This window comes from Bartonella sp. SL317 (assembly GCF_059687655.1).
The window spans coordinates 143,565-155,535 of the sequence record NZ_CM185144.1 but is presented as its reverse complement, the minus strand read 5'-3'; the positions used below and the strand labels follow the sequence as shown (position 1 = coordinate 155,535).

At 34.5% G+C, this 11,971-nt stretch carries 11 protein-coding genes and 1 tRNA gene; 6 read left to right on the top strand and 6 right to left on the bottom strand.

Annotated features, from left to right (window positions below):
• Positions 1–45: 45 nt before the first annotated feature.
• The gene (locus AC6ER9_RS00675) at positions 46–507 is read left to right on the top strand and encodes a YcgN family cysteine cluster protein (RefSeq protein WP_497074564.1); all 462 of its coding nucleotides are present in this window, start codon (positions 46–48) and stop codon (positions 505–507) included.
• 29 nt (positions 508–536) lie between these two features.
• Here AC6ER9_RS00675 and AC6ER9_RS00670 read toward each other — a convergent pair whose 3' ends face one another.
• Positions 537–1,262: an SIMPL domain-containing protein gene (locus tag AC6ER9_RS00670; RefSeq protein ID WP_497074563.1), complete on the bottom strand. Its 726-nt coding sequence runs from the start codon at positions 1,260–1,262 to the stop codon at positions 537–539.
• A gap of 168 nt (positions 1,263–1,430) precedes the next feature.
• On the opposite strand from AC6ER9_RS00670, the gene AC6ER9_RS00665 reads away from it, so the two are divergent.
• A tRNA-Ile gene (locus AC6ER9_RS00665) sits at positions 1,431–1,507 on the top strand.
• 1,519 nt (positions 1,508–3,026) lie between these two features.
• Entirely contained in the window at positions 3,027–3,209 is a 183-nt protein-coding gene (locus AC6ER9_RS00660; RefSeq protein WP_497074562.1) for a hypothetical protein, read from the top strand.
• Here AC6ER9_RS00660 and AC6ER9_RS00655 read toward each other — a convergent pair.
• Positions 3,133–3,447, bottom strand: coding sequence for a helix-turn-helix domain-containing protein (locus tag AC6ER9_RS00655; protein ID WP_497074561.1), 315 nt, complete (start codon positions 3,445–3,447; stop codon positions 3,133–3,135). The genes AC6ER9_RS00660 and AC6ER9_RS00655 overlap by 77 nt on opposite strands.
• 1,294 nt (positions 3,448–4,741) lie before the next feature.
• On the opposite strand from AC6ER9_RS00655, the gene AC6ER9_RS00650 reads away from it, so the two are divergent.
• A complete protein-coding gene (locus AC6ER9_RS00650) occupies positions 4,742–5,053 on the top strand; it encodes a hypothetical protein (RefSeq protein WP_497074560.1) in 312 nt (103 codons plus the stop codon).
• 800 nt (positions 5,054–5,853) lie between these two features.
• Here AC6ER9_RS00650 and AC6ER9_RS00645 read toward each other — a convergent pair.
• Both AC6ER9_RS00645 and AC6ER9_RS00640 read right to left on the bottom strand, forming a co-directional pair.
• A complete protein-coding gene (locus AC6ER9_RS00645) occupies positions 5,854–6,033 on the bottom strand; it encodes a YegP family protein (RefSeq protein ID WP_497074559.1) in 180 nt (59 codons plus the stop codon).
• A 382-nt stretch (positions 6,034–6,415) separates the two neighbouring features.
• Positions 6,416–6,955: a helix-turn-helix domain-containing protein gene (locus tag AC6ER9_RS00640; RefSeq protein WP_497074558.1), complete on the bottom strand. Its 540-nt coding sequence runs from the start codon at positions 6,953–6,955 to the stop codon at positions 6,416–6,418.
• 364 nt (positions 6,956–7,319) lie between these two features.
• Between AC6ER9_RS00640 and AC6ER9_RS00635 the strand changes: the two genes are divergently transcribed.
• Positions 7,320–8,369: a DUF475 domain-containing protein gene (locus AC6ER9_RS00635; protein WP_497074557.1), complete on the top strand. Its 1,050-nt coding sequence runs from the start codon at positions 7,320–7,322 to the stop codon at positions 8,367–8,369.
• A 455-nt stretch (positions 8,370–8,824) separates the two neighbouring features.
• Here the strand turns inward: AC6ER9_RS00635 and pncA are convergent, their stop codons facing one another.
• Both pncA and AC6ER9_RS00625 read right to left on the bottom strand, forming a co-directional pair.
• A complete protein-coding gene (gene pncA / locus AC6ER9_RS00630; RefSeq protein WP_497074556.1) occupies positions 8,825–9,433 on the bottom strand; it encodes a bifunctional nicotinamidase/pyrazinamidase in 609 nt (202 codons plus the stop codon).
• A gap of 53 nt (positions 9,434–9,486) precedes the next feature.
• Positions 9,487–10,017, bottom strand: a complete 531-nt coding sequence (locus AC6ER9_RS00625; protein ID WP_497074555.1) for a hypothetical protein — start codon at positions 10,015–10,017, stop codon at positions 9,487–9,489.
• 181 nt (positions 10,018–10,198) lie between these two features.
• Between AC6ER9_RS00625 and ettA the strand changes: the two genes are divergently transcribed.
• Positions 10,199–11,848, top strand: a complete 1,650-nt coding sequence (ettA, locus tag AC6ER9_RS00620; protein ID WP_497074554.1) for an energy-dependent translational throttle protein EttA — start codon at positions 10,199–10,201, stop codon at positions 11,846–11,848.
• The last annotated feature ends 123 nt before the right edge of the window (positions 11,849–11,971 follow it).

The following is an 11,971-nucleotide window of genomic DNA, read 5'->3' as shown; positions in this document are numbered from 1 at the left end:
TCTTTTTGATCGATCGTCTTAATTAAAAAAGGTATGCTCGGGTTTATGAATGGAGAACTTCCTTTTTGGAAAGTAAAAAAATTAGAAGAGCTTTCTTTCTCTGAGTGGGAGAGCCTTTGTGATGGCTGTGGCCTTTGTTGTCTCCACAAAGTTGAGGATGATGATACGGGTGATCTTTATGCAACCAGTATTGCTTGTCGTCTTTTAGATGGAGAAACTTGCCAGTGTCGAAACTATGCTCATCGTAAGTCGATTGTACCAGATTGCATATCATTAGACATGGCAACAGTTAAAACAGCGCGTTGGCTTCCAAAAAGTTGTGCTTATAGATTAGTTTATGAAGGAAAAGATCTCCCATGGTGGCATCCATTGGTATCAGGAGATAGTCAATTGGTGCATAAAGAATATATTTCTGCACGCGGACACATAGAAGTCTACGAAGATGAATTATTATCTGAAGAAGGTTATCTCAATCATATCACTGACCTTCTATGTAAAGGCCAGTGATATGCGTGTTTTATAAAATGGTTGATGGGTTAATCAATCGCAAAGACGACAGTAACACTTACATCATAACTTAACTCACCCCCTGCAAAATTTGTATCTGCATAGTTTGCATCTGCTGCTCTGCTCATAAGGCGCGGTGTTGGACGATGGTAACCATCTTCATGGATTTCAATAATTTTTCCTAACTTTAAATCAGCTGCTTGCGCTATTGTTTGCGCTTTTTCAATAGCCTCAGCAACAGCTTTTTTTCGTGCTTCTTGATAAAATGGCTTTGTATCTGCGTTGGTAAAAGTAATACCATTGACTGAATTAACCCCTAGTGCCATCGCTTGATCAAAGATTTTACCTGCATTGCTAAAATCACGAATGCGTACAGTTAAAGAATTAGAAACCTGATAGAGTTTTTCATTATTCTTTTTTTCGTGGTTTGATTGATAAATGGATAAACCGGATGTTTGTAAGTCATTTGCTTGAATGCCATTATTTTTTAAAGCTTTTATGATATCATTGATCGATTGATTATTGGAAGCTAAAGCTTTCTGTGCCGTTTTGTCATAGGTAACAACAGCAAGGTTAATAATTGCCATATCTGGTGCAGCTTGACTTTCCCCGATGGCAGTTACCGTAATCGTCGCTTCTCTTTTATTGTCCCCAGCATAAGCATGGACAGTTAATAAAGCGGTTAAGAGTGTGAATGTTAATATAGCTATTTTAACAAAAGAACTCTTCAGTGGTTGAATTTTCTTTTCTATCATATCTATTCCTTTATATTTGTTATGAATATTTTCTCATTTTTGAGAGCTCTTGTAAAGAAATTAGGGCACTCGAAAAAAAACCAATAGAAAAGGTAAAAAGATTAATTATAACTCAAGTCAGCTCTTGTATCATAGAGCATTTTAGTTTAGAGAGGAACCACCTATATGGGGCCTGTAGCTCAATTGGTTAGAGCCAGCGGCTCATAACCGCTTGGTTGGGGGTTCGAGTCCCTCCGGGCCCACCAATAGGAAATTTTCTAATAGGAAAATATATAGTTTAAGAATAAAGACATAACTTAATGAAAACTTGAGGATTCTATATCCTTCGTTCTTTTTATTTTATTTCTCTTTTTGTTCTAGATTTTCTTGTCATTTTTTGAAGTATTTTTCTATCGGTCATTTTAATGATGGCATGCTTTTATTCGCAACATTGAAACATTTGGATTAATTTGATATGTGTTGCTGTTTACGTCCTCAATTTATAGGATGTTTTTAATTTTTTTCTGGATGATGTTCTCTATAAAGCAGGGGATTTTCCCTTCATGAAATGAATTTATTTATGCTTGTTTTGCAAGTAAATGGGGCCTCATAAAATTAATGCTAAACGCTGTGCTTGTTCATGATAAGTGTCTCCTAAAAAGGATAATTATAAATCCGCTTTCTGTGAATGGTCTTTATGTTTTTTCAGATGCTCTAACACATCATCATGATAAAAGATTATTTATAAAAGGATGTGATTTATAGACGTTCGCAGGTATTATGGGGATAATAAGAGTAATATTTGTTGATATTCTCTTCTCAAGAAAAAAGCTTTTTCTGGCTTTTGAGAGCTATGGCGGTGAAGTGTCCTCTAAACAAAGTGAATTAAATTTTCTTTGAAACAGCAAAATTGAGGGGTTGTCGGTGGTATTTTACATGAATCAAAATTTATTGTGACAGGCATTTTTATTACTCTGTAAGGAATACTCTCTATGATATTAAAAAGCCGATTAAAATGTCATTTTTGATCATTATGCGTTTTTTGCCTCATGCTCAAATTATGGTTCTTTTTTAATTTAAATTGTTATTGAAGTCACAAGGCCTTTTTTGATTTTACGCTCATAAGGTATTCGCAGTGTTTTGGTAAAACGTCTTCTTTTTTTGTATTGCTAAAATTTTCTCGTACGGATTGTGAAGAGAAATTTTTCTTTTCCGCAAGATGACCGATAAGGGAAGAGGTTGTTTGTTGGAAAGGTATATTTCTTCTTCAAAGATCATAATTTTTCAATTACGTGAGAGAATTAGTATTTAAAGAGTGTTTTTAGAGGGGAGGTTGCCTTGTAAATGTGTTGCAGGGTTTTAAGGGAAAGCGGTTTATAAGAATTCATTCCTACAATATTGTTATATTATTACTGCTTTGAAATATTGTAAAAAAACATAGATGGTAGAAAGAATTATATTTTTCTTTTGAAATAAGCTTTTTCGTGTTCTCTTATAGAGAGTTCAGGAATATTTTCATATTAATTTGTTATTGGCTCGAATCAGAAGATTTGCGTAACATTATTCGCGTTGTTGATAGATCATACCAATTTTCATAAAAAGTTCTGGATCGAGCGATGATTTCTGTTTCAAGATGGTACATATTTCATAGAATTTCATCTGATTTTATAAAATATGTTTGTACACACTTGCTTCCATACTGCCTATTGCAAATATTTTTTTCTAAGGTATGAGATATGTTTAAACGCTTTAGCGTTATATGGTTCGACAATACGGAGTACAACTATGAAGAATGATGAAAAATTTGGGACGATTTTATCTGATATTATTGTGAAATGGGAATCTTTATCGACGTCTCAAAAGCAAGCAATATTGGATAGAGTTGAAAATTCTACAACGACTTCTCATTCAACAGAACATTTAAAGCTTCAATCTTCTTTTTATCTCCAGACGAAATCAAAGCTATAAGTTGTAGGTCTTCATCGGAGATGTTGAAGCCTGTTATGACATATATGGCGCTAGCATTTCCAAGTGTATTTAGAATAGCCATGAGTTTATCGACTGAAGGTCTCTTTCCTCCTCTTATCATTTGTTGGACATAGTTTTGTCCACAGCCTGCTGCTCTGCTTATTTCGATCATTGTTCGTCCGTCACTTTTTATTAATTCAATTAAGCGTTGGAACCAATCTTTTTCAGTCTTTGTCATTTTTAGACCTTTACACATTTACGCTATAGCGTTAATATTGCGTTGCGAATCCAGATTATTTGATACAAGGAGCGTGAAGATATCCATGTGTAGCTCTTCGCTAATGAAGCATATAGAGTTGCTTTTCACTAATAACAAAATGTCCCCATACACTTTCAGATTCGAATCAATAAAAATGGTTCCTTAGTTCCACGGTTGTGAAGAAATCAATGCTTATACCAGAAGCGGCGATATGCATGCGTGTGTTCATGAGATTTCGCTGTGATAGTATACGTAGCAGCGTTATAAATCAAGATATACCCCAACATCAGCATTTGTAAAAATTCTGTGTTAAGTCGGTATGTGAGCACATAACGAAGCTTTACAGCCTTAAGAGATAAGGTCGTGGTTTTAAAAAAAATATAAATTCATAGGTTTAAAATGCCTATTTTTATTTTATTGTAATAAATTAGGTCACTGTTAGATGGTAGGTTGTATGTGTACGTAAAAAAACTTTGAAAGTATCAGAAAAATAATTTGGGGGACGAAGGTGGCGTTTGGTAGGATGGGGTATGCGTGGCCAATGCTTCTATGAGGAGAGATGCGCTTTTGATGATACGACGGTGGTTTATAATAAAGTCTGTGTTTACGATGATATTTTTGTTTACGACAATGTATTGATATATGGTTGTTTAGAGTAGGACAAGAATATGCATGCTTATGAGAGGGGAGGCAGCTTTATTGTCATGTTAATATGAGTGGAGAGGCATATGTTGATGCTAGTGTAGTTGTTTTTAGCCAAGTTTTGAATGCTTAATATGTTGATGTTTGTAGTGATGCTCGTGATTATAGAAAGGCTTGTATTTATAATAATTCTTTGGTTTGTGGTGATGTAAAGATGTGTAGGAAGGTAGAACTTTACAGAAAAGCTGTGTTTTGTGACACTGAAGATTTTTGTAATAATAAAAAACTTCCATATATAGCCATAGTCCACATGGTGTAAAAGAGGCAGACAGGAATGTTTTGGGGAAGGCGTGTATTGATTTTATCACGTTGTTTGTTTTGTTGGAAGTTTCTTATTTTTTATATTTTAGATCAATAAATATATCGCAAATAATTGGTGTAAGCGTGTGGATTTAGCCGCTTTGGGAGTATTTTTGCATCATTTATCAATTTTTTAATGGAGAAAATACGAATACAGAGGGTGATTATTCGCATTTGGAATATGCGGTTTATCGCCCTCTTTTTTGATGGAGAATGAATCAAAACAAATTGCTTGAGATGATCATTTGAGCGGCAAGGAGAGGAGATCAAAATGAGTGTAAACGAAATTTTATTGGGCACGATGATTGTGGTTATATTGCTCTGTGGGACTATCTTTCGGTTTTCTTTATATTATCGTGATCAAATTAAAGTCCTAAAAGAGGAATCTAAAAGGGTAAAGCATGAGTTTTTAAGGAATTCTATGAAGATGACTGAAGAACGAGATAGGGCTATCAGAGAGCAAAATATGGTGATTAAACGACGCGATAAAACAATTGAAAAACTAAAAAAACAAATTAAACAATATGAAGAAAACGAAAAAAAATATCAAAAAGTGCTTAAATCTGAAGATAATAAAGAGTGATTATATTCATATTTTGCATCGAATTTATACATTAAAGGGTTTGGAGATGTGTTAGAAAGATTGGAAATAATGAGAGGGAGACTTTCATGAAGTTCATTATAGTGCTTGTGGAGAGATTGGATTGGAAGAGAATATTCAAGTTTACTTTGATCTATAATTTATAAAATTGTTAAAGTTGATAAAGAGATCGTCGTTGGCAGAAAAATAAAAATTTATAACGATGCCCCAGTTTGTAACTATGCTAGGTATTAAAAAAGGGGATCTATACGATTTAGCCAATTGTTGTGGTGATTTATATTATTTGAGAAAATAATTTTGTGCGTTCCTTTTAGGTTTTAGATATAATGTTGTGATAGTTTTAAGGAATATGCATAAAAAAATTGCATGGTGATAGAAGAAAAAGATATTTGTTTCTCATGAAGATGAAGGGGATAAGTCAGTCATAATTACCCGATAGAGAATAGGAAAATGAACGTAAAAGATATTGATCTCTAGGAAAGCAGCTGTATTCCTAATTTATGATTTATTTTCTCTTCATAGGTGTTTATTTCATGCAAAGATACATTTTATGAAAAAAAACAAGGCATGAAAAATTTACTATTTGATTGATACTATCAAAATCCAATGATGTTTGAATACAAACACACACCCCGTAAAAACTTCTCTGTCCCTTACACGTATTAAAAATAACACAAAATTTCTTTTCATTAAGAAAAAATCGGTTACCTTTTATTCATTACAAAAACGTAACCCAAAATCCCACTATACACACTAACTTCTTATTTTAATGGTAAAGAACGTTAAAACTGCAGCTCTTTAATAAGAGCTTTATGGGTAATTTCTTTGATCTGCTCAATATTCATGAGAATATCTTGTTTTGTTGGATATCCTTTACTAGAAAAAGCAATTTTTTGTGCATCTCCCGAGATTAAACGCCAGTACCACTGATTGTGAACGCCTTGAAACACCTCAAAATACATGTTTCCCACCTCATAAAATAGTTGATAATTTTCAGGATAAATACTCAACTAACCCATTTACGAATACTAATGTATGTCTCTATAGGAAGTCGTCAATATATTCCCCTTAAATTTTCTGACCTTTAAAAATAATTTCTATGAGAGCTATTATCCTTTTAACAAGAAAAAAATTCTTGTCAATAAGTTATGAATGAGAATTTTATACTATAAAATTATTTTTTATTGTTTAATAACACTATACGTTCATTTACAATAAAGATATTTTTCTTTTATAGAAATTAATTTTATAGCACGCAAAATTTCACCAGCATGGACAAAGGAAAAATACTTTTCGTCATACTGGTGAGGTTAAAAATTTCTTCTTTTCTTTTGAAATAGACGTTTATTGATTAGCTATCACTTCTTTTTGGGATACGCTTCGAATGAGTAAATCAATGAATAAGCTAAGGGTATAAGAATTGGCCATTTTAGCTTTCATATCGATCAGAGAGGTTGCTGTTTTAGGGTTAAGACCATTTGATAAGCCTTGTCTTGATAAATATTGCTGCAATTTTTCATACGAGCTGTCGATTTTCTCTTGATTTAGTTTTTCATTATGATCACTATTGGCAAGTGTTTCTTCTAGCCCCTCAATTTTTTTAATAAAATAATTCCAGTCAAAATCACCCTTTGTATATTCAGTGTCAAACATTTTTCCTTGTCCGGTTAAAAGCCAATTAATATTGACACCGTATAATGTGCGGTATGTTTGTAAGACACTAAGATTGGGCTCTCTCTCTCCACGCTCATAAAAAGCAATGGAATTTTTCGTCATGCTAAAACTTTTAGCTAAGGTCTCACGCGATGGATCGCCTAAAGCAAGACGTACATAACGTAAACGTTTTCCAAATATGGTCTTTGATTCAGTCTCAGGACGTGCCACGAATTATCTCCCTCAGTCAATCATCATGGTATAAATTATAAAATAATAAAAGTACACAATGCATTAATATTCTATGATACAATGTCAATATTTATCGTGTTAAATTTTATTTATTTTTTTGTTTTAGTGGATAGAAAACAATCTCTCAACTCTATTGTATTGATGATTAATATTCATTTCAAACAAAAATTCTTTGTTTACTCCACTTTACCTCTTGTTTTTTTGAGAAAGTTTTCATGTAACTCTACCATTGTATTCTATACATCTCTGCATTAAGAGCTGCAACTTTAAAGAGATACACGCTTTCGATTTGCACTATGAGTGTTTTGTCGATGAGCTAAAAAATAAATTTTGAGGAATTATCATGGCCCTGTTACGCTATTTTGGTTTTGCTTTTTTTTTCACGATTATTGGTGTCTTTTTAGGAGGCACTATCGGTTGGTTTGAAACGGGAAGCATTACTGGTTTTCTTAAATATTTTTTTATTTGCTGTGTTTTAGGGGTTTTGGAAATTTCTTTATCTTTTGATAATTCTATTATCAATGCACGTGTTCTTGGTAGAATGGATCCGTTATGGCGTCGTCGTTTTCTTATATGGGGGATTTTGATCGCTGTATTTGGGATGCGGATTATTTTTCCATTGTTGGTGGTTGTCGTTGCTGTTGGAATTAATCCAATTGCAGCAGTTAAATTAGCGCTATGGGAACCACATCAATATGCTGAAGTCTTAATCGATGCGCATATGGGAATTGCGGCTTTTGGAGGAACTTTCCTTATGATGGTTGCCTTAAAATATTTTTTTGATTCTGAAAAAGAGTTACATTGGCTTAACGTTATAGAGAGGCCAGCTCAAAAGTTTGGATCATTTGTTGGGGCTGATATCGCAATTGTTTTGATTTTGATCTTATTTGTTTCAGGGCAGATTACTGCAGAAGATAAAATCACTTTTTTATTAGCAGCTCTTTATGGACTTTTGACCTTTATAGGGGTTGAGGCTGTTGGTCATCTTTTGGATACGCCTAAAAAGACTTTAACGACAGTGGCTCAAGGAGGAATGGGGGCGTTTCTTTATTTAGAAGTTCTTGATGCAAGTTTCTCTTTTGATGGTGTGGTGGGTGCTTTTGCCTTTTCACACAACCTTTTTATTATCGCAATAGGTCTTGGCATCGGTGCATTTTACGTTCGTTCTATGACAATTATGTTAGTCGAATCAGGGACATTATTGCATTATCGTTATTTGGAACATGGTGCTTTTTATGCAATTTTAATTCTTGCAGTGATTATGTATTTACAAACAATTATATCGGTTCCGGAAGTCTTAACGGGACTTGTGGGCGTTAGTATTATTGGAATAGCATTGTATTCTTCAATTCGTTTTAAGCGTCGTCAATTGGATAAATATGTTTCATCTTAAGTAATGGAGATTTCATATTTTCTGATGTTTTTGTTTATCCTATAAGCCTTAATAGAAGGAGTCTTTCATGCAAAAAAAAGCTATTGTCTTTCTTATTTGTATGCTTATTTTAAAGTTGAATCCATGACATGTTTCTATTTATGAGGGGAATAGTCTTCTACAATTTTTGGAATATCTTTTAGCTTAAATACAAGGCACAAGTGGACACTTTATTTTTTACCAGCTTTTTCAATATGATGACAGCTTTTGCATTGAGCGATTCATAAAAAGAATTAATGGATCTTTATTTCCATATTTATCCTATTTGTGACGTGTAAGAGAATAGCTCATTCATTATGAATGGGAGGGTGAAATGAAAAAATCTTACCCTATTCTGGTCTCTTACTTAAATATGTAAAAAATAATTTATTTCTTATAAATCAGTTTCTTATAATAGATAGACGGAAAGTAATATTTTAGGAGACCATTAACAGCTCGATACCAGATTCGTTCATTGTTTTAAGCATTATGTTTAGAGATTCATTTACATCAATACCAGCGCAGGCATTTAATGAAACACTAACTTTAAAACCAAATTGTATGGCGTGAAGAGCAGAAAATCCAACACAAAAGTCTGTAGCTAAGCCACACATAACAAGCTTGGTAAAGCCAAGTTCTTGAAGATAGACGTGTAAACCTGTTGATGTTTTTTGATCATTTTCGAGAAAAGCAGAATAACTATCCATTTTTTGATTATAGCCTTTTCTAAGGATAAGTTGTGCTTTTTCCACTTTGAGAGATGGATGAAATTCTGCTCCTTTTGTTCCTTGTATGCAATGATCAGGCCAAAGTATTTGAGGACCATAGTCAAAATTAATGGTATCATAAGTTTTTTTTTCAGGATAGCAGGAAGCAAAGCTGCAATGGTTTCTTGGGTGCCAGTCTTGGGTTAAGATAACGTGGTCAAAATGATTGATAAGATTATTGACAGCAGGTAAAATAGCATCACCTTGTGGTACTGCAAGTGCTCCACTGGGTAGGAAGTCGTTTTGAACATCAATGACGATTAAGGCTTTTTTTTCCATAAATATATTCCTATAGGAGATGAGTTTTTATTGTATTTTTTAAAAAGCTATATTCAGTCTTGAAGTTTTGAAATGATCTCTTGGATTTTGATTTTATTTTTATAATTATCAAGCCAAAAGAGGGGGATAGATAAGTTTTTACAATTTATTTTATAGTTTTTTACAAAGTGTAACCATGTACCAATGGGAAGTGTTGTGTCGTTATTTGCTGCTACGTGTTGATGCAAAGCTTTCATGATCATCGGGCTTGGGACGTCAGATCCCATAAGACGGCGGTCGTTTTGTAAACGTAATTTAAGCCACATCAAGGCAAGGGGTGAAGTCCACTGTTTTCCGTAACAGAAAATTGATGAAAAAAGCGAAGGGTTTTTAACGGCGTAATATAAAGCCCATAAAGCAAAAAAAGAAGGCGCATAGAGAATGGCTTTTCTTTTTGGTGCCATATTACATTGATATGTTGGTCTAATACGATAAAAACACAATGTTATATCTGGTATGGAAAAGAGTGGTAATGTTTGATAACACGTTTCAGGCACAGCTAAAAAAATTTGTTTTTTTCTTTTTGAAAGAATATTTTTTTGCATTTAAAAACATACTCGGGCTTGTGAGATTAGAAAAAATGTACCAATATAAAACGAAAAGCTTTTGATACGATGTAAGTGCTATTTAATTATATAGTTTCAAAAATCGAAAGTAACTTTTTCAAAATCCTAACCTTGTAATATTGCAAAGTATAATAAAGAGTTCTATATTAAAGAGAAATTTATGGCACGTCAATTTATTTACCATATGGCTGGGCTCAACAAGTCTTACGGCAATAAAAAAATTTTAGAAAATATTCATTTGTCTTTTTATCCAGATGCTAAGATCGGTATTTTGGGGCCGAATGGTGCGGGTAAATCAACTATTTTACGTATTATGGCTGGGTTAGATAAGGAATATACGGGCGAAGCATGGCTTTCTGAAGGAGCGCGTTGTGGCTATCTACCACAAGAGCCTTTGCTTGATGCAAATAAAGATGTGCGTGGCAATGTGATGGAAGGTGTTGCAGATAAACAAGCCATTCTTGAGCGTTATAATGAATTGATGATGAATTATAGCGAGGAAACGGCCGATGAAAGTGCAAAGCTTCAAGATATTATTGACAGTCAGAATCTTTGGGATTTAGAAAGCCAAGTGGAAATGGCGATGGCTGCTCTTGGTTGTCCACCCGCTGAAGCAGATGTAACAAAACTTTCGGGTGGTGAAAAGCGGCGTGTTGCGCTTTGTAAATTGCTTTTGTCAAAACCTGACTTATTGCTTTTGGATGAACCGACAAACCATTTAGACGCTGAAACGACGGCTTGGCTTGAAAGGCATTTGCGTGAATATCCCGGAGCTGTGCTTTTGATAACCCATGATCGTTATTTTCTCGACAATGTTACGGGGTGGATTTTAGAGTTAGATCGCGGTAAAGGTATCCCTTATGAGGGGAACTATTCTGCTTATTTGGCGGCTAAAGCCAAGCGTTTGGCTCAAGAAGGACGTGAAGAGGCTGCGCGTCAACGTGCTTTATCACGGGAGCAAGAATGGATTGCATCTAGTCCAAAAGGGCGACAAGCAAAGTCAAAAGCACGAATTAAAGCTTATGATGAGTTGGTTCAAACGGCACGTGAACGCCGTCCTGGAGAGGCGCAAATCATTATTCCTATTGGAGAAAGGTTAGGACAGGTTGTCATTGAAGTTGATCATCTTTCTAAAGCTTATGGCGAGCGTGTGTTGATTGATTCTCTTTCTTTTAAGCTTCCTGCTGGGGGTATTGTCGGTGTTATTGGGGCCAATGGTATGGGAAAGTCGACTTTGTTTAAAATGTTGACAGGACAAGAACAGCCCGATTCTGGTAAAATCCGTATTGGTGAAACAGTTCATATGAGTTATGTGGATCAGAGTCGCGATTCTTTGGCGGGTGATAAAACGGTTTGGGAAGAAATTTCTGGTGGGAATGATATTATTAAATTAGGCAAATATGAGATGAATAGCCGTGCTTATTGTGGGGCTTTTAATTTCAAGGGAACTGATCAGCAACAGAAGGTGGCAAATTTATCAGGGGGTCAGCGCAATCGCGTGCATTTGGCAAAGCTTCTAAAAGAGGGGGGCAATGTGCTTCTTCTTGATGAACCGACAAATGATCTTGATACTGAAACTTTGGGTGCATTGGAAGATGCATTGGAAAATTTTGCTGGTTGTGCAGTGATCATATCGCACGATCGTATGTTTTTGGATCGATTGGCTACGCATATTTTAGCCTTTGAAGGTGATGGCCACGTGGAATGGTTTGAAGGGAATTTTGCTGAATATGAGGCTGATAAAGTTCGTCGTCTTGGGGCTGAATCCCTTAACCCTAAGCATGCAAATTATAAGCCTCTTACACGCTAGAGTTTCTTACCTGATTAGAACGTTATTGAGAAAATAGTGTGTTTTGCGTTTATTATTATTCATCAATAAAGCCATCTGTGTTGCGTGGAAGTTTTTATTCATTGGAAATATAAATGCTTTATG

Coding starts and splice junctions, on each gene's coding strand:
- AC6ER9_RS00645 (WP_497074559.1), bottom strand. CDS start 6,033: ATGTATTTTGAGGTGTTTCAAGGCGTTCACAATCAGTGGTACTGGCGT.
- AC6ER9_RS00655 (WP_497074561.1), bottom strand. CDS start 3,447: ATGACAAAGACTGAAAAAGATTGGTTCCAACGCTTAATTGAATTAATA.
- pncA (WP_497074556.1), bottom strand. CDS start 9,433: ATGGAAAAAAAAGCCTTAATCGTCATTGATGTTCAAAACGACTTCCTA.
- AC6ER9_RS00675 (WP_497074564.1), top strand. CDS start 46: ATGAATGGAGAACTTCCTTTTTGGAAAGTAAAAAAATTAGAAGAGCTT.
- AC6ER9_RS00625 (WP_497074555.1), bottom strand. CDS start 10,017: ATGCAAAAAAATATTCTTTCAAAAAGAAAAAAACAAATTTTTTTAGCT.
- AC6ER9_RS00650 (WP_497074560.1), top strand. CDS start 4,742: ATGAGTGTAAACGAAATTTTATTGGGCACGATGATTGTGGTTATATTG.
- AC6ER9_RS00670 (WP_497074563.1), bottom strand. CDS start 1,262: ATGATAGAAAAGAAAATTCAACCACTGAAGAGTTCTTTTGTTAAAATA.
- AC6ER9_RS00635 (WP_497074557.1), top strand. CDS start 7,320: ATGGCCCTGTTACGCTATTTTGGTTTTGCTTTTTTTTTCACGATTATT.
- ettA (WP_497074554.1), top strand. CDS start 10,199: ATGGCACGTCAATTTATTTACCATATGGCTGGGCTCAACAAGTCTTAC.
- AC6ER9_RS00660 (WP_497074562.1), top strand. CDS start 3,027: ATGAAGAATGATGAAAAATTTGGGACGATTTTATCTGATATTATTGTG.